The sequence below is a fragment of the Anaerocolumna sp. genome, from assembly GCF_032079385.1.
Classification (GTDB): Bacteria; Bacillota; Clostridia; order Lachnospirales; family Lachnospiraceae; genus Anaerocolumna.
This window is the reverse complement of sequence record NZ_DAMAUC010000004.1, coordinates 6,941-29,392: the sequence shown is the minus strand read 5'-3', so window position 1 is coordinate 29,392 and position 22,452 is coordinate 6,941. Positions and strand designations below refer to the sequence as shown.

The following is a 22,452-nucleotide window of genomic DNA, read 5'->3' as shown; positions in this document are numbered from 1 at the left end:
TTGTCCAAGAACCCTGATTTTGCTTTAATTACAACAACCCCAATTATTAATTTCTTCAAATATTTAAGCTTATGGAAATATACCTATAAAATAATCTGAAATTATTTTATTATAATTAGTTTTTCTCCTGCTTTTATATTTTGTTCGGGTATAGCTTCAATTGTTTCATATTGGTCAGAATTAGTTACAACAATAGGAGTCGTTATATCATATCCTGCATTTTTGATTTCTTCTATTTGAAATTCAATTAGCAGGTCTCCAACGGAAACTTTATCACCTTCGGATATATTTGACTTAAAATATTTTCCTTCTAATTCTACCGTATCAAAACCCAGATGGATTAAGATTTCAAGCCCATCATCACTTTGTATACCAATAGCATGCAATGTTGGGAAGATATTAAGGATAGTTCCGCTAACAGGTGATACCAATCTTCCTTCCGAAGGAACTATTGCTGCTCCTTTACCTAATATTCCATCTGCAAATACCGGATCTTTTACATTAGACAAAGGAATAACTTGTCCATTTAATGGAGAAAAAACAACTTTCTCCTTTGGTTTATTCTGAAATAATTTCATAAATCCCATTATAAATGCCCTTTCCATATTCATATTAGATTTTCATTATAGAAGCATGTATAAAAGATACAGTTTATATTACAATTAATTAAGTTCCGGCCAATAATCTTTATTTGCTTTAATCAGTTCATCTAAAATCTCTTTTGCCTTAAAAGCAGAAGGTACCGTCTTACTAAGTGTGAGAGCCATAAGTGCCTTTTCATAGGAATGTTCCACTGCTGCTTCTACAATAAGCTTTTCAACAGCATACTGCTGTTCAATTAACGCTTTATGGAAGGCTGGTATTTTACCTACTCTAACTGGCTCAGGTCCGTCAGATGTTATATATGCCGGTATTTCTACCATAGCATCCTCAGGCAGGTTCATAACTGCTCCTTTATTCTCAACCATAACTAAAAATCGTTTCCTTAAATTATAAGCAAGTGACATGGCAACGTCAACAATAAATTGACCGTGAACTCCGGTATAGAAAGAAGATAAGTCCACTTCGCCAGTCTTATTATACTCTTCTACCGCATCAAAAATTCTCTTTTCTCTTCCTTCCATTACTTCATTTGCTCTTGTATGCTCTACATTTGTATGCTCTACAACAGAATCTCCCAGCAAATAGTACTGTAAATAAGGATTTGGAATATAATCCGGGAACATTTCCATCATATACTGAATATTCTTCCAGTTCTTAATCCAGGAAGGATCGGAATGCTGTGCATCTACCTTAGTCATATCCTCAACAAGTAAACCATGTTTGATTGCATGCTGTCTGATCTCATCGGTACGGTCAACACCATCTACCGTGATTTTTGTAAACCATCCAAAATGATTTAATCCAAAATAATCAACTACCAGCTTGTTTCTGTCTTCCCCGATTACTGCTGCCATATTTCTTATGGTGGCCACCGGCATATCACATATATTAATAATACGTGCATTTGGTCTTAACTTTTTCATTGCTTCTGCAACCACTGCTGCAGGATTTGAGTAATTAACGATCCAATGTTTCGGACTTGCATATTTTTCAACAAGGTCAATTAATTCAGCCATTGGATATATGGTTCTAAGTCCATAAGCTAAACCACCTGGTCCGCATGTCTCCTGGCCTACCACACCATATTTTAGAGGTATCTTTTCATCCAGTTCCCTCATTATATTCTTACCAACCCTCATTTGGGCAAAGATAAACTCTGCATCTGTAAATGCTGTTTCCGGATCTGTAGTTGTAAGAACTTTTACTTCCGGTGCAAATTCTTTAACGACTTCCTTTACAATAATTGCAACTTTATCTTGTCTGTCACCGTCATTATCATATAATCTAAGTTCTGCTAAAGGAAATTCCTCTTTTTTCGCTAATAAGCTTTTTACAATTCCCGGAGTATAAGTACTTCCACCGCCTGCAATTGTTAATATAAATTTATGCATAAAATCATCTACCTTTCTATCAATGGGGACTGCCTAAAACCGGCAGCTGTCACTATAAACTTTGTTACTCCGGTCTTGTTATTCTTTTTCACCGGTTATGCCAAGTTCACTGTCTACTGCTTTTCTAACTCCATTTACTTTCAAACCATAAACTACTTGTACATTTTCGCCTTTTATTACAACCGCATTGGCCTCTGTTTCATTTTTTAAAACATCTTCTTTCACCAAATCTGTATTCTTTAATATAAGTCTTAATCTTGTATAACAGTTATCTACTTTCACAATGTTTTCTGCACCACCCAGTGCTTCAACAACTACTGCACCTATATTAGAAACTGGAGTTTTTGCAGAATCAACTGCATTATTTCCGGCGACTTTTTCCTTATATTCTTTCTTGGAGTAAAGTTTCATTTCCTTACCTTCATCTTCTCTGCCGATAGTTTTGAAGTTGAATTTCTTAATTGCAAATTTAAATACAAAATAATAAATGAAAAATTCTGCAATACCGATTGCAATATAGATTGGCCAACGTGTTTTTTCAATACCTAAAGGTAAATTATATAGCACGAAATCGATAAATCCATTTGGTCCGATCGCTCTGCTTCCTAATACATTAAATGCTACCATACCAACACCGGTAAGTACTGCATGCATTACAAATAATACCGGAGCTACAAACATGAAGGAGAATTCGATTGGTTCTGTAACACCTGCTATAAAAGCAGTAAATGCTGCAGGAATTAAGATTGCTTTTACTTTTGTTTTATTTTCCGGTCTTGCAGTATGATACATTGCCAAACATGCACCAACTAAACCGAACATCTTAGATAAACCTCTTGCATCCCAAACTACAGATGGAGATAGCACCTTTACTGTGGCATCTGCCATTTCAGCAAAGTATATATTTCTGGAACCTTCTAAAATCTGTCCTCCTACTTCTGCAACACCGCCAAGAGGGCTGTAAAGGAATGGTGTATAAACCAAGTGATGCAGACCGGTTGGGATTAATAATCGTTCTAATGCGCCGTATAGGAATATTCCAAAGTTACCGGAATGCTGTATATAGCCTCCCAAACCAGATATACCGCTTTGAACAAAGGGCCATACAAAGGTAAGTACAATAGATAAAATAATAACTACAGGAATTAAGATAATAAATACAAATCTTGATCCGCCATAAATCTGAAATGCATTGTTAAACTCTGTTTCACAGAATTTGTTATGGACCTTGGCTGTTACAATTCCCAGTATGATTCCAAGGAATACACCCATATCAAGTATTTGCACACCTAACACCATGGCCTGACCGGATCCCCTAAGGGCATCTGCAGCCACTAACATACCTCTTAAATCCATAAATTTATTCATAGCATTAATAAATACTAAGAATGCCAATAAAGCTGTAAAACCTGCTTCTGATTTTTTCTTATCCGCTAATCCAACGGCCAGTCCAACGCAGAAGATAATACCTAAGTTAGTTAAAATAGCTACTAAAGAACCGGATAATATCTTTCCAAAACCGGTTGTAACCGGATTATTTAAGAAGGGTACTGCTTCTAACAACTTTGCATTGGTTAACACATTACCCAGGGCAATTAAAATACCTGCTATCGGTAAAATTAATACCGGTATAAACATACCCTTTGAAAATTTTTGTAACCCACCCATTACTTTTTCTTTCATGAAATTTCTTCCTCCTTTTAATTTAAGGTATCTCCTAAAGTGGTTATCTGCATTATAACAAGTGAGTAATTACCTGTATACGGATTGAGGCTTAAAAAAAACGTGTTATCCTAAATGGATACACGTTTCATTGTATATTGTTCTTTGTTTCTTCCAATAATATTTTATGATATTCATAAACAAGGACTTCAACTATCATAAGAAGACTTGGGAAAAAAGTATTGGGCATCATATTCCGGTCATCTAATTTATTACTGTCTTCGATTTTAAGTTTGATATCTGCTAATTTATTAATGCTGCTCTCTCTGTCATTGGTAAATGATATGGTAAATATATTGTTTTCTTTTGCCGTTTTTACTTTATCCAGTACCTGTTTTGTCTCTCCCGACCTTGATACAACCAATAAACATCCTATATAATCCAAGTTGTTCTCAAATACACCTACGGAATCCATACCACTGGCTAAAATACATTTCTTACCCAATACTAATAATTTTTTATAAATATATTCAGCCACAATGGCAGAAAATCCTGTAGCATAAATAAAGATAAATTTATCGCTCTCCTGATAAAGAATTTTTGCAAACTCTTTTAATTGTGGGTAATTAGAATTCTGCAACAAAGAATTGCTAAAAAAGTTATTAATAAAATCCGAGTTCTCATTTTCACCGGAATCTGCACTTTTTACAAGAGGCAGCAGCCGGTAATACATATCAATAAAACCGGCATAACCTAACTTCTTTGTTAACCGCATAATAGTAGAAGTGGATGTATAATTATTCTTAGCAATTGTCCGGACACCCATTTTAGTTACATCATCAATATGATCGATAATATAGCGAAGGACTTTTTCTTCTGCTTCCGTTAAGTTTTTACCCTCTATCAGTTTAGTTAAATCTATCATTTTACCCTCAATTCCGGCTCTTTAGTGCCCTTTCATTACCAGGTCCTGTTTACATCTCCAACGCTTTAACCTAATCCTTTCAAATCCCTGTGCAAATAAATCAATGGGAAATACCCTGGATATCATGCATCTTAATAAAAAGATTACAGAAGTATAAACACTTCTGACACCGGTTTTAAGCCCTGACTCCATACACCATGCCACAAACTCTGTGCTTTGCCTTGGATATGGTACGGGAGTATCCTTACCCCCCGCTTTATTAAAAAACTTTGTAACCGTTGAAACAGGATACACCGGTATGATCTTAATATTCTTAGGTTTTTCCATTCGATAAGTACGAACAAATCCATCTAAAGCAAATTTAGTGGAATTATATAATGCAAATCCAGGGAGGACCATTTTCCCCAACCCGGAGATAGTGACCATAAAAATAAGAGGAGTTTTTCTCCCTTCCGAAAGTCTTTGAAGGCTGTATATAGGAGATACTACATTAGTTAGAAATATCTTCTTATCCTTCTCCCAGTCTGGCTTTCCAATTGTACCATAATAAGCAAAGCCGGCATTGGCTATAAATATATCAATGCCCCCAAGAAGATTCTCCGCCTTTTTAAACATAGCATCTAATTGAACCGGATCAGATATATCACAGGAAATAATAACCGCCCTGTTACCAAATTGTTTTTCCATGGCTTTTTTGTTCCTGGCTACGCAGGCAACTCTGGCTCCGGATTTGATCAGACGTTTAGATAGCGCTAAACCTATTCCAGCAGAAGCTCCTGTAATAACGATTCGTTTATCTTTCAGCTTCATAATCTATCTCCTTTTTCTCCATCAATATCCTTATTGTAGCCATTTAATTACTAATATTATACCTTAAAATGCGTATAAAAAAAAGGCCTTCGCCTTCCATTAATATTCTATATTTACCCTTGGCTTCATAACAATTTCCATGTAAGCCAGAGCATCTTTGCAGGCTTCTACGGCTTTCTCATAATGATCTTCATTTTTGTTGATTTTATTATGAAGCTTTATTACTTTCTCCCTTTCTTCTTCATATAAATTTTGATTTATGGAATAAAGTCTGGTATCATCTCTGTAGTCCTGTCTAATAAGATATTGAATGATGGCACATTCATAAATAACTTTTTCATTGATATTCTTTTTTATTGTTCTGCTATAGTTTTTCAGTCTTTCTTTTGCTCTATTATATATAATATCTTCTAGCTGCATAAAATTCTCCTCCCTTCCTTATTAAATATATTTTTTACTGCTATTGTATTACACAACATAACTGCTAGAGAGTTGCGTAGATTATTTTATTATATTCTACATACTTAGTTAGCATACTCTTTTAAAATTAAACTTTAATTATGTTTATGTTAAATATATGTTAATTTTATAATTTCTGCACCTTAAAATTAGTAAAAGCAATGCCTCTTGCAAATGTGCAAGTAATTCTCCTATCTGCAAAATAGATAATGCGGACAAAAGCCGTTACTAAGCCTGCTCTCATACTTGCAAAATAAAAAATCTTCTATAATTTATTAGCGATTAGCTAATTACACAAACTGGTTTTTTACACTCTTCAATTTGTCCGGTAAAATCTAATGCACCAGTATTTTCATCAAATGTAAATACCGCTATATTATCAGAATCCTGATTTGCAACGATTACATGATCTTTTAAAATCAAAAAGTCTCTGGGGTATTTTCCTTTGCTATCAATAATTTTTATTAACTTCAGTTTTTCGCCCATTAACTCATAAAGAGCGATACTATCATGACCTCTATTTGATGCAAGTATATACTTACCATTCCGTGATTGTTTAATGGCTGCAGCGTAGCTTTCTGTAGATTGCTCTGGTAATGTAGATGTCCTTTGAATAACTTCAAAGTTTTCACCATTTTGTTTGATTACTATTATTTCAGAAGTAAGCTCACAAACAGCAAAAATCAAATCTCTATTTTTATTACTAACGATAAAATGTCTTACACCAGTACCTTTGTAAATTTCAATGTCTTGTACATGAACTAATTTATTATCATTCGCATTAACATCATAACACTTAATAGCATCTATTCCTAAATCGGCAGCGCATACCTTTCCATCAATAAATCCACAAAAATGAACATGAGGAGCTTCTTGTCTATCTTTATTTGGGCCACAGCCATAATGTAACACATAATCACACATTTGCAGCTTTCCCTGATCTTCTATATGGTACATTGCTATACTTCCACCGGAATAATTCGAAACATATAAATTATTCTTATTATCATCTAAAAGAACATGGCAAGGTGCAGAGCCTTTTGTTGCAGCTATATCTACGAGGGTAAATTGTTCTTTTTCATAGTTTAATACAGCAACTCCACCGCCTTCTGATCCTTCAAATTCATTGGTTTCACTTACACAATATATAAAACCATTATCCCCTGACTTCGTCAGGTAAGAAGGATTCTCTACCAAATTAGTTTTCGCTATTAATTTTAATTGATGACTTGCAGTATCTAATGTGTAACAATATATTCCATCCGTTCCCTTTTCAGCATAACTCCCAATAAAAATATCAATATTCACTTAGAACCCCTCCCTGCTCTTTTTAAATCATTTGGAATCTGTAGTTAGAAATCCTGTTTATAATATAACACATGCACCAATAACTGTAAATATACTGTTTTATGTCTCAAAATGAGCATTAAAAAAAGGCCTTAGCCTTCTATTAATATTCCATAATTACTCTCGGCTTCATAACTATCTCAATATAAGCCAGGGCATCATTACAAGCCTCTACAGTTTTTCCATAATTATCTTCCTTTTTATTTATCTTCTTATAAAGCTTCTTTATTTTTTCTCTTTCCTGCTCATATAAGCTTTGATTTATGGAATAAAGTCTGGTATCATCTCTGTAGTCTTGTCTAATCAAATATTGAATGACTGCACATTCATAAATGATTTTTTCATTGATACTCTTTTTTACTGTCCTGCTATATTTTTTCAGTCTTTCTTTTGCTCTGTTATATACAATATCTTCTATTTGCATAAAATCCTCCTTTCCCTTTTAAATATATTATATTCTATTCAACATTGGAATAAATGCAATAAAAAAGCCCTTACCCAGCAGCTCCTACGTCTGCCAAACAAGGACTTTACAATGCGCCTCCAGGGGCTCGAACCCTGGACACCCTGATTAAGAGTCAGGTGCTCTACCAACTGAGCTAGAAGCGCATATTTTTTGAACGCAAAAGTTATTATATACGATGTTGAAAGAAAATGCAAGTCCTTTTTTCAACTTTTTTTGTACAAGTAATATATTACAATATATTCGATTAAACATAAAAGGCGAAGAACCCAGAAAATTTAAGCACTTCTGAGATTCTTCACCTTTTAAATTCAGGATGATACATCCTTAAACTTCACAGTGTAAAGAGTACTTAAATTATATTTATTTTAATTTCTCTAGTTTTTCCGTGATTTGTGCTTTAGGTATAACGCCAACTACCGTATCAAGTACCTGACCGTTTTTTATAAACAATAAGGTAGGTATAGTCATAACTCTATATTTTTCAGCGGTCTTAGGTGATTCATCAACATTAAGTTTACCTACTTTAACTACATCTTTATACTCTTCTGCTACTACTTCAATAGTAGGTGCAAGCATTTTACATGGTCCGCACCAATCAGCATAAAAATCTACCAACACCAGTTGATTTGATTTCAGTACTTCTGCTTCAAAATTTTCGTCTGTAAATTTAAATTTCATATTATTTCCTCCTTCTGTACATACAGATGCTTACACTTATATTTCCACATCTGTTCTAGATTATGCATTTTCGTTTTTTACCATTTGTGTTTATGAGAATCACATTTTTTGGGGCATTTTTTCCTGCATATAATTGCTTCTACTTCATCCCATGAACGCTTAATTCGAATTGCCTGCCTGTTTAAGTTAGTATTACAGCTTAAAGCTTTGGATATCTTTAATTTAAATGATCTTTTCATATGAGGTTCCCATTTGATACCTTATTAGATACAGCGGGATATTCACCTAATTTCATACTATTTCTTATCATAATTTATTAAGTTACATATATGAATAGTACCATTACTTTAGATTATCTGTTTTTACTTTTCCCGGTAAGAAATCAATCTGCATATCGGATTTCCCATAGAAGAAAACTTCTCTTCATATTCGGTCATAACATTGCCTTCTGCATATTCACTATGGTGTAAATCGTAGGTCATATTCAGAAGCTTCCAACCTGCAAGTTCTACCTGTTCCAGGGAGAAATCAAATAAATCTTTGTTATCTGTTTTAAATATAACATATCCATTGGGAACTAATAATTTATTATATCTGGATAAAAACTCCTTGGAAGTAAGTCTTCTCTTCGCATGCCTGTCTTTTGGCCAGGGATCTGAAAAGTTTAAATACACTCTTTCAATTTCGTTTTCTTCAAATATATCATTAATATATTCCGCTTCAAATCGAATAAAAAACAAATTATCAATTTCTGATTCTTTTCTTTTTTCAATGGCACGAATTAATACGCTGGAGTATTTCTCAATACCAATATAATTTATATTCGGATTCTCAATTGCCAATTGGGTTATAAATTTACCTTTTCCCATTCCTATTTCTATATGAATGGGATTATCATTTCCAAAGAACTCTTTCCATCTGCCTTTTAATTTCTCCGGTTCATGGATTACATATTCATTGGAAGAAATGGTTTCTCTGGAGCCTCTTACATTACGCAGTCTCATAAAACTTTTCTCCTGTACTCTTCCTGTTAAGAAAAAATTGTATAGTCTTTTTCATTATAACACAGACCAGTTTATTGACAAGTTGTTTTTAAATTAATGTGAAATTCCATTCATATGAAATAATGGAATGACTTTCTATGTCAATTTTAAATTTTTAATAATTAGCTGCATTTATGCAAATACTTTTTTTAGTTATTTTTATTCATTTTTCTTTTAGCCATGTGAATATTGCACAATTTTCATAAAAAAAACCAGTAATTTTGTCCATATTGACAGTAGCAAAAATGAAAAATCATAGTATTATTATTTTATTACTTGATGAAATCTGAGTAAAAAAATGTAGGAGGTTAAGGAATGGAAAAAGTGATTAATCTTCTTTCCGAAATAGAAGAAAAAGCCGATGAAATTATGAAGCGCGCCAATGAAGAAAAACTTGATCTTCATAAGAAATTAGAAGAAGACTCAAAACAGTTAGATAATTCAATAGCTGCAGATAAATCAGAAAAGATATCTGCTTTGCAAGCGCAAATCAACAAAGAATTGGCAGAGGAACAACAAGCTCTAATAAATGATTGTAATAAACAGCTGGAACAAATGGAATCTCAATACCAGAATAATCATGATGCTCTTGTTGATAAAATATTCTTAAGTTTAATACAGTCATAAAAGAGTTAAGTTGAAAAAATAATGTTTTTTCAACTTGAATTTTTGTGTAAGCGTGCCAAAGCACGTAGATAGGAGTTCTTATGAATCGTTTATTAAACTATAGCGGAATAATTACAAAGGTTAAGGCTATGAAGTCTAATCTTATAACCAAAACAGATTTCGAAAGAATAGCAAATCTGGAATCCATTTCTGATTTCATTACTTACTTAAAGAATCATGAGGGATATCGCGACATATTTCATGATATGGACGAACACCTTTTGCACCGCGGTCAGGTAGAAGGCGTCTTTATTAATGCTTTATACCGGGATTTTTCCAGTATTTATAGTTTTGCAAATATGGAACAGAGAAATGCTTTGGATTTAATTTTCTTTCGATATGAGATAAATGTACTAAAGACATGTATACAGCTTGTTTACAACAAGGATAATGATACCTATGACTTATCCACTTTTCATTCATTTTTTGAAAATCATTCAAAAATTAATTTAAATACACTTGCTGCTTCTCAGAATATGGAGGAATTTGTAAACAATCTAAAGGGAACGGAATATCATTCTTTGTTTAACCATTTACAGGGTAAAGATAATATTACGTCTTTTGATTATGAAATGCAGCTTGATATTTATTATTTTAAGAAAATGTGGAAGCTAAAGGATAAGAAATTAAAAGACGATAATTTAAAAGTTTTAACCCATAGGCTTGGTTCAGAAATAGATATTCTTAATATTATGTGGCTTTATCGTTCTAAACGATTTTTCAATATTCATTCAACGGATTCATATTCTTATGTAATACCGATTCATTATAAGTTGAAAAATGAACAGTTGATGAAATTAATAGAAGCTTCCTCCATAGAGGAATTTATAGCCCGGTTAAATACCACTTATTATAAAAAAATCAGTTCCACCTTACTGGATGGCACTATGGAAATTTATTATCAAAAGATAATGTTATCTATCGCTGAGAGTAATGCCGACCGTTATTCTTCATCCATGGCTCCTATTTATGCCTATCTATTAAAAAAACAAATAGAAATCAAACGGCTTACAACAGCCCTTGAATGCATAAGATACAAACTGGAACCGGAAGACACACTAAGATATGTATTACAATAAATGAATTGGAGGTGTAAACAGTGATTGAAAAAATGAAGTTTATAAGCATTACCGGTCCAAAAAACGAATTCGACCGTGTGGTAAATGTATATCTGAATAAATATGAAATACACCTTGAAAATGCTTTAACCGAACTAAGTTCCGTAAAGAACTTAAAACCATTTGTAGAAATCAATCCCTATAAAGAAGTATTAAATAGGTCCGAGGAAATAGTTAAAAAATTAGATAACACCGGTCCTTATAAGAAAAAGGACATGTCTGTAGAAGAGGCTTCGTCTTATATTAATTCTGTTCTTTCTCAATTGGAAGAGCTGAATACCAAGAAGAAAGAATTAAAAGCTCAAAGAAGCCATCTATATGAGTTAATTAAGCACATTGAACCTTTTCGTCACTTAAATTATGATATCAATAAAATTTTACAGTTTAAATTTATTAAATTCCGTTTTGGGCGAATATCTTATGAATATTACAATAAATTCTCCAAACACGTTTATGATAATTTAACTACGTTATTTATTGAATGTGACAGAGATGCAGAATATGTCTGGGGCGTATATTTTGTTCCGGAAAGGGATTCGGCGAAGGTGGATGCTATTTTTTCTTCCCTGCATTTTGAAAAGATGTTCTTGCCAAATGAATATGAGGGAACTCCGGAAGATGCTTATAACACCATTATAGAAAAGCAAAAGCAGGTATCGGATCAAATTGATGCCCTGCGCATGCAGATAAAGGATCAAGTACAAACTGTCAGAGATGACTTCTTATCTGCTTATGATACCTTGATAACTTTTTCTAATAACTTTGATGTAAGAAAAATGGCTGCCTGTACTAAGAAAAAAGAAGAAAGCAACCTGTATTTTATCTTATGCGGCTGGGTAACGGAAGCAAACTCCAAGAAGTTATTAGCTGATATGGAGAAAGAAACGGATATCTATTGTATTGTAGAAGACGATCATGCCAGTTTAACAACTAAGCCTCCTACAAAACTTAAAAACCTGAAGATATTCAAACCTTTTGAAATGTTTATAAAAATGTATGGAACTCCTGCTTACAACGAAATTGACCCAACTTTCTTTGTGGCAATCACCTATTCCTTATTATTTGGCATGATGTTTGGTGATGTTGGGCAAGGTATCTGTTTAATCCTTGGCGGGTCATTAATTTATAAATTTAAAAAGTCCAATTTAGCTGCTATTATTGCTTCTGCAGGTATTTTTTCCACAGTATTTGGATTTTTATACGGAAGTATCTTTGGTTTTGAAGATGTCATTCCCCATCTATGGTTAAATCCAATGGAAAATGTAATGACAGTATTGCTGACAGCCGTTGGCTTTGGTGTTGCTCTGATACTAATTGCAATGATTTTAAATATCATAAATGGTATAAAGGCAAAAGATACAGAAAGAGTTTTATTTGACACCAATGGTGTTGCCGGACTTGTTTTTTATGCTGCAGCCATTACTTGTATCGCTTTAACCGCAACCGGAAAAGCTTTACCTGCAACTATCATATTGGTCATTTTCTTTGTAATACCATTATTGCTTATATTCTTCAAAGAGCCTTTAACTCACTTGATTCAAAAAAAATCCGAAATTTTACCGGATAGTAAAATCATGTTCTTTGTAGAATCATTATTTGAGCTGGTAGAAATATTACTAAGCTATGTAACCAATACTATTTCCTTCCTTCGTGTTGGCGCATTTGCCATGAGCCATGTGGCAATGATGGGAGTTGTAATGTTGCTTGGACAGGCAGAAACTGCCCACCCTAATATTTTTATCATTATTCTTGGTAACATATTCGTAGCCGGTATGGAAGGATTAATCGTTGGAATTCAGGTTCTAAGATTGGAATATTACGAAATGTTCAGCCGTTTCTACAAAGGAACCGGTAAAGAATTTAAACCATTTAAAAATAAATAATTATTCATTTTAAGGAGGATTCAAATTATGACAGCAAGAATCATTTTAGTTATCACTTTAATATTAAGTATTATTATACCTTTTGGAGCATTTCTTTTAAGTAAAAAAAGAAAAGGCGGCTTTAAAGCTTCTTTAGCATGCAACTCATTTTTCTTCTTTGGAACATTAATCTTAGCTGATATCTTATTATTCAGCGGTAAAATTTCAGCTGCTGAAGTTACAGCAACTGCTGAAGCAGCTACTTCCGGCTGGAAATACATTGCTGCTGCTTTATCTACCGGCTTATCCTGTATCGGCGGTGGTATTGCCGTTGCTTCTGCTGCTTCCGCTGCTCTAGGTGCAATCAGCGAAGATTCCAGCATCATGGGTAAAGCACTTATCTTCGTAGCTCTTGCAGAAGGTATTGCACTTTATGGATTAATCGTTTCCTTTACTATCTTAGGTTAATAGTTATCCAAAGGCGCAAAAGCGCCAGAATCGAGGTTATTATGCGCATGTATTTAATCAGCGATAACGTTGATACCTACACCGGAATGCGCCTGGCAGGTGTAGAGGGGGTTATTATACATTCAAAGAAGCATTTAAAAGAGCAATTGGATAAAGCAATCAGCGATAAAACAATTGGTGTACTGCTCATTACTGAAAAATTAAGTCTTGAGTTTCCCGAAATTATCAATGATGTTAAATTGAATCGTAAGCTTCCTTTGATTGTGGAAATACCCGACAGACATGGAACAGGCCGCAAGCCGGATTTCATTACCTCTTATGTAAATGAAGCCATTGGAGTTAAATTATAAAAGAGAGGAGATTTAAACGTGACATTAGATGAAAAATTAGAATTATTCTCCAAAGCAGTTATTGATAGTGCAACGAACCAAAACATTGAAATTGTTCACCAATATCAAGAATCTCTTCAGAAAATATATGACGAACATAAACAAAATTCCTTGAAAAAAGCAGATGCTGCCTATCTGGCAGAATCTGAAAATTTAATGCGTGAAAAAAATCGTACACTATCAAGTGAAGCAATAGAAATTAAAAGAAAAATAAATGAAAAATCTTCTGAATTAACTGATAAGCTTTTTCAGGATGTAGCCCTAAAATTAGGCGAATACATGAAAACACCTGAGTATTCTAATTTATTAATTGCTCAGATTTCTAAAGCAAAGGAATTTGCAAGGGAGGATGAAATTATTATTTATATAAATCCTTCCGATGAAGGAAAGAAACAGCTTTTAGAAGGGAATACCGGCGTAAATCTTACCGTAAGTACCAGAGACTTTATAGGCGGAACAAGAGCGGTTATTCATTCTAAAAACATATTGATTGATAATTCCTTCTTAACAAAACTTTCAGAAGCGAAAAGTTCTTTTTCCTTCTAAGAATTATTAATAGCTAGAATTTCAAGCTAAGAAAGGGGAGTTTTCTCCATTATGAATATAACAGGAAAAATATCCGGTATAAATGGACCAGTTATTTATTTATCCGGTAACCTTGGATTTAAGATGGGTGAAATGGTTTTGGTAGGTAAAGACCGTTTAGTTGGTGAAGTAATTGCCTTAACCAAATCCAAAACAACTATTCAAGTTTACGAAGAAACAACGGGTCTAAAACCGGGACAGGAAGTAATATCAACCGGAGCTGCCATATCCGTTACTTTGGCACCCGGTATTATTGGTAATATATTCGATGGTATTGAAAGACCATTAAAAGAAATCTCCAAACAGTCAGGAGCTTTTATATCCAGAGGTGTTAGTGTGGAATCTTTGGATACCTCTAAAATGTGGGACGTTCACATTACTGTAAAAGAAGGAGATAGAATCTATGGAGGAGCCATAATTGCAGAAGTACCAGAAACTACGGCAATTACTCATAAATCCATGGTTCCCCCTGATGTATCCGGAATTGTTACAATGATCGCTCCTGATGGCAAATACACCATTACAGATACTATTGTTACGATAAAGGATAACAACGGTGTTGAAAAAGATTTAACTTTAACACAAAAATGGCCAATTCGTATACCAAGACCGGTAAATAAAAGATTTTCAGCAGACAGGCCTTTGATTACAGGACAACGTATCCTGGATACCCTTTTCCCAATTGCTAAGGGCGGTACTGCTGCTATTCCCGGCGGTTTTGGTACGGGTAAAACCATGACACAGCATCAGCTGGCAAAATGGTCTGATGCAGACATTATTGTGTATATAGGCTGCGGAGAACGTGGAAATGAAATGACTGAGGTTCTGGAAGACTTCTCTAAATTAGTGGATCCTAAGTCCGGAAATCCTCTTCTGGATAGAACCACTTTAATTGCCAATACCTCAAATATGCCTGTTGCTGCTCGTGAAGCAAGTATATATACAGGTATTACTTTGGCTGAATACTATCGTGATATGGGATATCACGTTGCCATTATGGCTGACTCCACCTCCCGTTGGGCAGAAGCACTTCGTGAGTTATCCGGACGTCTGGAAGAAATGCCTGCAGAGGAAGGTTTCCCTGCATACTTAGCCTCCAGATTATCCGCTTTTTATGAGCGTGCCGGATTTATGCAAAACCTGAATGGAACAGATGGCAGTGTTTCTATCATTGGCGCTGTATCACCACAGGGCGGTGATTTCTCCGAACCGGTAACACAGAATACAAAGCGATTTGTAAGATGCTTCTGGGCACTGGATAAGTCCCTGGCTTATGCAAGACATTTCCCAGCGATTCAATGGCTTACCAGTTACAGTGATTATTTACAAGACTTGGCTCCCTGGTACCTTACTAATGTAGGTGATAATTTTATAGAGTGCCGCAGCAAGATTCTGAATATATTAACACAGGAAAGCCAGTTAAATGAAATCGTTAAATTAATTGGCAGTGACGTATTACCTGATGATCAAAAACTGGTATTAGAAATAGCCAGAGTTATTCGTCTTGGTTTTGTCCAACAGAATGCATACCATCCATCCGATACTTATGTACCGCTGGAAAAGCAATTAAAAATGATGGAAACTATACTTTATCTATACGATAAATCAAAGCAATTAATTAATATGAATATGCCAATGTCTGTATTAAGAGCGGAAGACATATATGAAAAGGTTATTTCCATTAAATACGATGTGGCAAATGATGAACTTTATAAATTTGATGAGTATAAAAAAATGATTGATACATTCTATCATAATGTTATGGAGAAGAATGGATAAGGAGGGACCATACAATGTCAATAGAATATTTAGGACTTAGTGAAATAAATGGCCCTCTAATCGTTTTAGAGGGTGTTAGAGATGCCTCCTTCGATGAAATCGTAGAAATAACCGTAGAAGGTAATAAGAAAAAGATTGGAAGAATCATTGAAATATATGAAGATAAAGCAGTAATTCAGGTGTTCCAGGGAACGGATGATATGTCTTTATTAAATACCCATACTAAGTTAATGGGACACCCTATGGAAGTAGCTCTTTCCGAAGAAATTTTAGGCCGTGTATTTAACGGAATCGGCCAGCCAATTGACGGTTTGGGCAATATTATAGGTGAGGAAAAAAGAGATGTTAACGGTCAGCCTTTAAACCCCTGTTCCAGAGAATATCCCCGTAATTATATTAAAACAGGTATTTCATCCATTGATTGCCTGACTACATTAATCCGAGGTCAGAAGCTGCCCATCTTCTCCGGAAATGGTCTTCCTCATGATCAGCTTGCTGCACAGATTGTAAAGCAGGCTTCCCTTGGAGAAAACAGCACAGAAGAATTTGCAATTGTATTTGCTGCAATGGGTATTAAACATGATGTTGCTGATTTCTTCCGTCGTACCTTTGAAGAAAGCGGCGTCAGTTCCCATGTTGTTATGTATCTGAACTTAGCTAACGATCCTGTAGTAGAAAGACTGATAACGCCAAAGGTTGCATTAACTGCTGCGGAATATCTGGCATTTGAAAAGAACATGCATATCCTTGTAATTTTAACTGATATGACTTCTTATGCAGAAGCCATGCGTGAGGTTTCCTCCTCCAAAGGTGAAATTCCAAGTAGAAAAGGTTATCCTGGATACCTTTATAGTGAATTGGCTTCTTTGTATGAAAGAGCCGGTATTGTAAAGGGCGTAAATGGTTCTGTAACTCAGATTCCAATTCTTACAATGCCAAATGATGATATTACACACCCAATTCCTGACTTGACCGGATATATTACAGAAGGGCAAATTGTTTTGGAGCGTTCTTTATACCAAAAAGGTGTATATCCCCCTATTAACATTCTACCGTCCCTTTCCCGTTTAATGAAGGATGGTATCGGTAAAGGATATACTCGTGAAGACCATCAGGACCTTGCCAATCAGCTATTTTCCTCTTATGCAAGAGTGGGTGAGGCCAGAGCATTAGCAAGTGTTATCGGTGAAGATGAATTATCCGACATTGATAAGAAATATTTAACTTTTGGTGTTGCTATGGAAAAGGAATTCATTTCCCAAGGCCAGGCTGAAGACCGCTCTATTATAGAAACATTGGATAAAGGATGGGAGCTGTTAGGCATTCTTCCAAGAGAAGAACTGGATCGTGTAGATACAAAGATATTGAATCAATATTACAAAGCATCTGTTACTAACGAATAGCAAATGTTTTTAATTAAATAAGAATTCATATGCTTTGAAGCTTATAGAAAAGAGGTATTTATGAATCCCAATACGTTTCCAACCAAAGGTAACTTAATTTTAGCAAAGAATTCATTGGCCTTGGCAAAACAAGGTTATGACTTGATGGATAAAAAGCGTAATATATTAATCCGGGAACTTATGGAATTAATTGAGCAGGCAAAAGATATTCAATCTGAAATTGATACTACCTTTACCGCTGCCTACAGAGCTTTGCAGACAGCTAATATCGAAATGGGAATTCGTAACGTAGAAGATTTAAGCAGTACGATACCGGAAGAAGACTCTATACAGATTAAACAAAGAAGTATTATGGGTACGGAAATTCCTCTTGTGGAATTCGATCGTACCGGCAGTAAACCAACTTATTCTTTCTTTAATACCAGAGTTTCTCTTGATGAAGCAACCAATCAATTTAAAAAGGTAAAAGAATTGACTCTTCGCCTTTCCATGATTGAAAACTCAGCTTACCGATTGGCTGCTAATATTAAAAAGACCCAAAAACGTGCTAATGCTTTAAAAAATATTACGATTCCTTATTATAGTACTCTTACGGTTAATATACAAAATGCTTTAGAAGAAAAAGAACGTGAAGAATTTACAAGGTTAAAGGTAATAAAGCGCAGACAGGGTTAAATTTCAGAAACACTGAATTAATTACTATTTTTATTCGTTGAATTTTGCTCAAAATCATATTTATAAATAAAAAGTTTTTTGATTTATCATACTCTGCCTTGCAGGTTAAATTATATGGATTTGCTCTATTGTATATATCGAGTTCAAAATTTTATTCTATATTAGAATTTTACTCTATATACAATAGAGCTTTTTTCTATTTTTATGCTATAATATGGCAATATGCTGTAATATGCAATATATTGTCATACACTTTTTCATTATTTCAGTAAATGTTTTCTTATTTTTCTTGATACAGACCCTAAAATAATCTATAATATAATTATTATTTTGACATACTAACTATACAATTTAGGTTCATATAGAATAGAGATAGATATAAAGGAGTTATCTTGATTTGATACGTGCTAAGACACGCAGATAGGAGTTTTCATGAAAAAGTGTTTAATCTTAATGAGTTTGATATGCCTTACATTTAGCAATGTTATAACTGCAAAGGCAGAGGTAGATCCTACTGCCATCAATTACAGTAATTCTATAGATAAAAAAGCAATCGTAACTGCAGAACAACCAGAAGTAAATGCCAGTGCTGCAATCGTAATGGAGGCTTCTACGGGAGCTATTTTATATTCAAAGAATGTTCAGGAAGCTTACTATCCTGCCAGCATCACAAAGATTTTAACAACCTTACTGGCTTTAGAAAATTCATCTTTAAGGGAAACCGTGACTTTCTCAAAAGAATCTGTCTTTGATGTAGATTTAGACAGCAGCCGCATCGGTATTGATGTTGGTGAGAAGCTCACTATGGAAGAAAGTTTATATGGTATTATGTTAGAATCAGCAAATGAAGTATCCTACGCTGTAGCAGAACATATATCCGGAGATGTGGATTCTTTTGCTGATCTTATGAATAAGAAAGCGAAAGAATTGGGTGCAACAAATTCACATTTTATTAATCCCCATGGTCTTCCCGACCCGGAGCACTACACTTGTGCATATGATATGGCATTAATAGCAAGAGCTGCAATTAATAATCCTACCTTTCGCAAGATTACAAGTACAAGGACCTTTACCATACCTCCTACAAATATTCAGGAGAAAGCCAGACCATTGGCAAACCATCATAAATTTATTAACGGAGCAATTCCATTCGAAGGTGCTATTGGGGGCAAAACAGGTTATACTTCTAAAGCTAAATATACATTGGTAACCTTTGCAGAACGTAACGGAATGACTTTAATCAGTGTTATTATGAGCTGTGATAGTATTAAAGATGAATATTCGGATACTTCCAATATATTAAACTATGGTTTTAATAATTTTTCCGTATATAATATTGCGGAAATGGAAAATCCAGTGGATACGGAGTCTATTTCCTTATTTAACAATAACAGCCCTGTATTTAGTACAACCAAAACTGCATTAAAAATAAGTCCGGAAAGCAATATTATTTTGCCCAATGATGCTTCTTTAAAAGATGTAAAGAAAGAAATAGAATTTAAGCCCATAACAAAATTAGTAGAAGGGCAACATATTATTGGTACTGTTTCCTATACTTACAATGGAATGTTTGCAGGTACTTCGAATATTATATTTAATAATGTTGCTACGGATACCTTATTAAAATCTTCTATTTTGCCCTTACAGACAGTAGAACCCAATACAGGGGAGAATGGTAAACATATAATAGGAAAATCAAATATAAGCATGAAATCCGTCGTTATAGGGGTATTCGTAGGTATGGTTGTCCTGGGTGCCGGATTATATATTATATTTGTTGAGATTCCTTACCGGAAACGCAGGCAGGCTTATCATCAGAAGAGGAATCGAAGAAAGCATTCCTCTGATACATCTTATATTGATTTTTAATGAAATAATTAAAAATTCTAAGATGATTTTATTTAAAAGTTAGTTATGTTTGAAATATATGATAATTATATATAAAATAATAAGTTAAAATTTTATAGTATGTAAAATAATGGAATCAAAGTTTGAGTAGACTAAAAACAAATGGAAATTTGAAGCAGATGTTGATTCACATGGATGATAACAGAAAAGCGGTTTTCTAAAAGATCAAGCAACTACCGATTGTTTTCTGTCATAGAGATTTTTGGATTGAGAATGTCTTTTTTTCTGACGGAGCAATTATCTTGATTGACTGGGACGAGGCGGGATTTGGCTATTTAGGAGAAGACATTGCAAGACTAATTGCCGACGACACTGAAACAGATTGCCTGCATGAATATTATCGCAGACTAATTCCGGCCTATTACAGAGGAATTTCACAGTATTTAGACCTTTTTTCATCTGAAAACAACTACATTTGGGAGATGATTGTACTCAAGTTTGGTTACAGAGTAATGCAGGAATATATGTTTTCAGATTTACCTGAGGTGAAACAGGAATCGGTAGATAGACTACAAAAAATCTATGAAATAAGGGATATTCCGGTATCGTATTACTGATTTCATTTATAATCACGTTGGCATAACAATGATTTTCGTAAATAAAATTGAAGATGCACCCTGCTTCTTATTAAAAGCAGGGTGCATCTATTTTAACCTGATCTTATAATGCACCTAACTGGATTCGAACCAGCGGCCTACCGCTTAGGAGGCGGTCGCTCTATCCTACTGAGCTATAGATGCAAGATGTCAATTATGAACACCTTTTTTATTATATGTTGAAACCTTTTTAAAGTCAAGGCTGACATATACTATGTTTTGTCTAATTTTTAAATATTATATTATAATATACTTTTATCTGTTTTCATATTCTTATATCTTAGATCTAGTCAGATAAAATCACAGGCTGCTTGTCGAAAAATCTATATTTCCCTGAAGCCATATGTTACCTTTAAAACGTCTTCCAATTGCAGGCTCCCCGTATAAATCCTTTTGATTAATCGTAACCTGGAGAATCGCATCATTACAATTAATCAGCAAACCTATAATTTCTTCACCCGTTACTTCGTTTATACTTTTATCCATATCCATAATAGTACCAATTACAGTATAATTGTCAGATTCAGAGCCAAATGGCGTAAAAGAACTTTCCACAATAGAATAAATATCTTCATACTTTGCCCTTCGGGAAATCATGGCATACATATCAATATCATCAATAGTTAAACTATCAATAGCTTCCTGATTACCCTTTTTTGCCTCTGCTATCAGTTGTCTTCTATATTGGATGTCTGCAGTATTACTTTTTGTCAACTTTTCATTATGCTCTAAAGGAAGCAATATCTTTCCGGATATAGATAATGCAGACAAATTAATCGGCCATGTCATACCTTTTTTCTCTTTTCCTTTACCTTCCCCTAAATAATCTATCACATTTTGAAGATAAAAGATTAAAGAAACACCCAGTCTTACATCATCACACATTCCTGTATACGCTTCCGTATCAACTCTTTTAATAATGGATGTTTCTTCTCTCGTACTTATATAATGACTTTTTGAATATGGGTAGTAATGTTCCATATAAAACTTGCCCTCTGCGTCAACTTCACCCCTTAAAGTAATACCCATATTTTTACAAAAGTCTTTTGATATTTCAGTAAAATACTTACCATTCTGAATATGAAAAGATTTCTTTTCTGTCGGCTGATCTATGATCATGCTAAATAATCGTTCCAACTCACTTCTATCTGTATATTCGCTAAATCCTACTGCTCTTAAATAACTGTGCATAATCATTCACCACCTAACTTAATCTATAAATTTATATCATACCTGTTCTTATAATCTGTATCATCTGACAATATAAAGTACTAATATTTATTTAAAATACTTAATTAATATTTCCCTGTCAATTTATAATATACTTATTACTTATATCACATTTTTCTATCATTAGCAATATATAAAAATATTTGATTTTCTAATATTTATAATTTATTATTATGTCATTTATATATTGAATAAGAATAATTGAGCTTTTCTTAATCTTACTTATTGAATGAAAATAGGTAGGTTTCTTAACCTTATATATTGAATAAGAATAACTAAGCTTTTCTCTATCTTACTTACTTAATAAGAATAGGTAAGTTTTTCTTTACCTATTTATTGAATAAGAATAACTAAGCTTTTCTCTATCTTACTTACTTAATAAGAATAGG

Annotated in this window: 23 protein-coding genes and 2 tRNA genes; 11 read left to right on the top strand and 14 right to left on the bottom strand. The window is 33.9% G+C overall.

Annotated features, from left to right (window positions below; genetic code table 11):
- Window positions 1-101: 101 nt before the first annotated feature.
- The 12 genes from RT261_RS04705 to trmB form a co-directional block, all read right to left on the bottom strand.
- The gene (locus tag RT261_RS04705) at window positions 102-578 is read right to left on the bottom strand and encodes a PTS sugar transporter subunit IIA (RefSeq protein WP_313130004.1); all 477 of its coding nucleotides are present in this window, start codon (window positions 576-578) and stop codon (window positions 102-104) included.
- Window positions 579-662: 84 nt separating this feature from the next.
- Complete coding sequence (locus RT261_RS04700; RefSeq protein ID WP_313130002.1) at window positions 663-1,994, bottom strand: 6-phospho-alpha-glucosidase; 1,332 nt, start codon at window positions 1,992-1,994, stop codon at window positions 663-665.
- A 78-nt stretch (window positions 1,995-2,072) separates the two neighbouring features.
- Window positions 2,073-3,677, bottom strand: a complete 1,605-nt coding sequence (locus RT261_RS04695; protein WP_313130000.1) for a PTS transporter subunit EIIC — start codon at window positions 3,675-3,677, stop codon at window positions 2,073-2,075.
- Between the two features lie 127 nt (window positions 3,678-3,804).
- On the bottom strand, window positions 3,805-4,581 hold the full coding sequence (locus tag RT261_RS04690) for a MurR/RpiR family transcriptional regulator (protein WP_331665407.1): 777 nt from the start codon (window positions 4,579-4,581) through the stop codon (window positions 3,805-3,807).
- 21 nt (window positions 4,582-4,602) lie between these two features.
- Window positions 4,603-5,391, bottom strand: a complete 789-nt coding sequence (locus tag RT261_RS04685) for an SDR family NAD(P)-dependent oxidoreductase (RefSeq protein WP_313129997.1) — start codon at window positions 5,389-5,391, stop codon at window positions 4,603-4,605.
- A 99-nt stretch (window positions 5,392-5,490) separates the two neighbouring features.
- Window positions 5,491-5,811, bottom strand: coding sequence for a hypothetical protein (locus tag RT261_RS04680; protein ID WP_313129995.1), 321 nt, complete (start codon window positions 5,809-5,811; stop codon window positions 5,491-5,493).
- 321 nt (window positions 5,812-6,132) lie between these two features.
- Window positions 6,133-7,158, bottom strand: a complete 1,026-nt coding sequence (locus RT261_RS04675) for a lactonase family protein (RefSeq protein WP_313129992.1) — start codon at window positions 7,156-7,158, stop codon at window positions 6,133-6,135.
- A 142-nt stretch (window positions 7,159-7,300) separates the two neighbouring features.
- A complete protein-coding gene (locus RT261_RS04670) occupies window positions 7,301-7,621 on the bottom strand; it encodes a hypothetical protein (RefSeq protein WP_313129989.1) in 321 nt (106 codons plus the stop codon).
- A gap of 112 nt (window positions 7,622-7,733) precedes the next feature.
- Window positions 7,734-7,806 (bottom strand) — tRNA-Lys (locus RT261_RS04665).
- 217 nt (window positions 7,807-8,023) lie between these two features.
- Window positions 8,024-8,341 (bottom strand): thioredoxin, encoded by a 318-nt coding sequence (gene trxA, locus RT261_RS04660; protein WP_313129987.1) that lies wholly within the window; start codon window positions 8,339-8,341, stop codon window positions 8,024-8,026.
- Between the two features lie 77 nt (window positions 8,342-8,418).
- On the bottom strand, window positions 8,419-8,580 hold the full coding sequence (locus tag RT261_RS04655) for a hypothetical protein (protein ID WP_313129984.1): 162 nt from the start codon (window positions 8,578-8,580) through the stop codon (window positions 8,419-8,421).
- 123 nt (window positions 8,581-8,703) lie between these two features.
- Window positions 8,704-9,345: a tRNA (guanosine(46)-N7)-methyltransferase TrmB gene (trmB, locus tag RT261_RS04650; protein WP_313129982.1), complete on the bottom strand. Its 642-nt coding sequence runs from the start codon at window positions 9,343-9,345 to the stop codon at window positions 8,704-8,706.
- Window positions 9,346-9,699: 354 nt separating this feature from the next.
- On the opposite strand from trmB, the gene RT261_RS04645 reads away from it, so the two are divergent.
- The 11 genes from RT261_RS04645 to RT261_RS04595 all read left to right on the top strand — a co-directional run bounded on the left by RT261_RS04645 (window position 9,700) and on the right by RT261_RS04595 (window position 20,794).
- Window positions 9,700-10,011: a hypothetical protein gene (locus RT261_RS04645; RefSeq protein WP_313129979.1), complete on the top strand. Its 312-nt coding sequence runs from the start codon at window positions 9,700-9,702 to the stop codon at window positions 10,009-10,011.
- An 80-nt stretch (window positions 10,012-10,091) separates the two neighbouring features.
- Window positions 10,092-11,129, top strand: a complete 1,038-nt coding sequence (locus RT261_RS04640; RefSeq protein WP_313129977.1) for a V0D/AC39 family V-type ATPase subunit — start codon at window positions 10,092-10,094, stop codon at window positions 11,127-11,129.
- A gap of 20 nt (window positions 11,130-11,149) precedes the next feature.
- A complete protein-coding gene (locus RT261_RS04635) occupies window positions 11,150-13,051 on the top strand; it encodes a V-type ATP synthase subunit I (RefSeq protein ID WP_313129974.1) in 1,902 nt (633 codons plus the stop codon).
- Window positions 13,052-13,078: 27 nt separating this feature from the next.
- Window positions 13,079-13,498, top strand: coding sequence for an ATP synthase subunit C (locus tag RT261_RS04630; RefSeq protein WP_091687823.1), 420 nt, complete (start codon window positions 13,079-13,081; stop codon window positions 13,496-13,498).
- A gap of 41 nt (window positions 13,499-13,539) precedes the next feature.
- Complete coding sequence (locus RT261_RS04625; RefSeq protein WP_313129969.1) at window positions 13,540-13,848, top strand: V-type ATP synthase subunit F; 309 nt, start codon at window positions 13,540-13,542, stop codon at window positions 13,846-13,848.
- An 18-nt stretch (window positions 13,849-13,866) separates the two neighbouring features.
- Window positions 13,867-14,433, top strand: a complete 567-nt coding sequence (locus RT261_RS04620) for a V-type ATP synthase subunit E (RefSeq protein WP_313129966.1) — start codon at window positions 13,867-13,869, stop codon at window positions 14,431-14,433.
- A gap of 51 nt (window positions 14,434-14,484) precedes the next feature.
- A complete protein-coding gene (locus tag RT261_RS04615; protein WP_313129963.1) occupies window positions 14,485-16,251 on the top strand; it encodes a V-type ATP synthase subunit A in 1,767 nt (588 codons plus the stop codon).
- Between the two features lie 14 nt (window positions 16,252-16,265).
- Window positions 16,266-17,654, top strand: a complete 1,389-nt coding sequence (locus tag RT261_RS04610; RefSeq protein WP_313129961.1) for a V-type ATP synthase subunit B — start codon at window positions 16,266-16,268, stop codon at window positions 17,652-17,654.
- A 60-nt stretch (window positions 17,655-17,714) separates the two neighbouring features.
- Window positions 17,715-18,329 (top strand): V-type ATP synthase subunit D, encoded by a 615-nt coding sequence (locus RT261_RS04605; protein WP_313129958.1) that lies wholly within the window; start codon window positions 17,715-17,717, stop codon window positions 18,327-18,329.
- A gap of 432 nt (window positions 18,330-18,761) precedes the next feature.
- On the top strand, window positions 18,762-20,198 hold the full coding sequence (locus tag RT261_RS04600) for a D-alanyl-D-alanine carboxypeptidase family protein (RefSeq protein WP_313129955.1): 1,437 nt from the start codon (window positions 18,762-18,764) through the stop codon (window positions 20,196-20,198).
- 203 nt (window positions 20,199-20,401) lie between these two features.
- Window positions 20,402-20,794: a phosphotransferase gene (locus tag RT261_RS04595; RefSeq protein WP_313130483.1), complete on the top strand. Its 393-nt coding sequence runs from the start codon at window positions 20,402-20,404 to the stop codon at window positions 20,792-20,794.
- Window positions 20,795-20,903: 109 nt separating this feature from the next.
- Here the strand turns inward: RT261_RS04595 and RT261_RS04590 are convergent.
- Both RT261_RS04590 and RT261_RS04585 read right to left on the bottom strand, forming a co-directional pair.
- Window positions 20,904-20,977 (bottom strand) — tRNA-Arg (locus RT261_RS04590).
- A gap of 156 nt (window positions 20,978-21,133) precedes the next feature.
- A complete protein-coding gene (locus RT261_RS04585; protein ID WP_313129953.1) occupies window positions 21,134-22,024 on the bottom strand; it encodes a DUF3881 family protein in 891 nt (296 codons plus the stop codon).
- Between the last annotated feature and the right edge of the window lie 428 nt (window positions 22,025-22,452).

Excerpts from the sequence above, each read along its gene's own strand:
- trxA (WP_313129987.1), bottom strand. The coding sequence starts at position 8,341 with ATGAAATTTAAATTTACAGACGAAAATTTTGAAGCAGAAGTACTGAAA.
- RT261_RS04605 (WP_313129958.1), top strand. The coding sequence starts at position 17,715 with ATGAATCCCAATACGTTTCCAACCAAAGGTAACTTAATTTTAGCAAAG.
- RT261_RS04585 (WP_313129953.1), bottom strand. The coding sequence starts at position 22,024 with ATGCACAGTTATTTAAGAGCAGTAGGATTTAGCGAATATACAGATAGA.
- RT261_RS04610 (WP_313129961.1), top strand. The coding sequence starts at position 16,266 with ATGTCAATAGAATATTTAGGACTTAGTGAAATAAATGGCCCTCTAATC.
- RT261_RS04640 (WP_313129977.1), top strand. The coding sequence starts at position 10,092 with ATGAATCGTTTATTAAACTATAGCGGAATAATTACAAAGGTTAAGGCT.
- RT261_RS04625 (WP_313129969.1), top strand. The coding sequence starts at position 13,540 with ATGCGCATGTATTTAATCAGCGATAACGTTGATACCTACACCGGAATG.
- trmB (WP_313129982.1), bottom strand. The coding sequence starts at position 9,345 with ATGAGACTGCGTAATGTAAGAGGCTCCAGAGAAACCATTTCTTCCAAT.
- RT261_RS04705 (WP_313130004.1), bottom strand. The coding sequence starts at position 578 with ATGAAATTATTTCAGAATAAACCAAAGGAGAAAGTTGTTTTTTCTCCA.
- RT261_RS04600 (WP_313129955.1), top strand. The coding sequence starts at position 18,762 with ATGAAAAAGTGTTTAATCTTAATGAGTTTGATATGCCTTACATTTAGC.
- RT261_RS04680 (WP_313129995.1), bottom strand. The coding sequence starts at position 5,811 with ATGCAGCTAGAAGATATTATATATAATAGAGCAAAAGAAAGACTGAAA.
- RT261_RS04630 (WP_091687823.1), top strand. The coding sequence starts at position 13,079 with ATGACAGCAAGAATCATTTTAGTTATCACTTTAATATTAAGTATTATT.
- RT261_RS04700 (WP_313130002.1), bottom strand. The coding sequence starts at position 1,994 with ATGCATAAATTTATATTAACAATTGCAGGCGGTGGAAGTACTTATACT.
- RT261_RS04690 (WP_331665407.1), bottom strand. The coding sequence starts at position 4,581 with ATGATAGATTTAACTAAACTGATAGAGGGTAAAAACTTAACGGAAGCA.
- RT261_RS04645 (WP_313129979.1), top strand. The coding sequence starts at position 9,700 with ATGGAAAAAGTGATTAATCTTCTTTCCGAAATAGAAGAAAAAGCCGAT.
- RT261_RS04615 (WP_313129963.1), top strand. The coding sequence starts at position 14,485 with ATGAATATAACAGGAAAAATATCCGGTATAAATGGACCAGTTATTTAT.
- RT261_RS04695 (WP_313130000.1), bottom strand. The coding sequence starts at position 3,677 with ATGAAAGAAAAAGTAATGGGTGGGTTACAAAAATTTTCAAAGGGTATG.
- RT261_RS04670 (WP_313129989.1), bottom strand. The coding sequence starts at position 7,621 with ATGCAAATAGAAGATATTGTATATAACAGAGCAAAAGAAAGACTGAAA.
- RT261_RS04685 (WP_313129997.1), bottom strand. The coding sequence starts at position 5,391 with ATGAAGCTGAAAGATAAACGAATCGTTATTACAGGAGCTTCTGCTGGA.
- RT261_RS04655 (WP_313129984.1), bottom strand. The coding sequence starts at position 8,580 with ATGAAAAGATCATTTAAATTAAAGATATCCAAAGCTTTAAGCTGTAAT.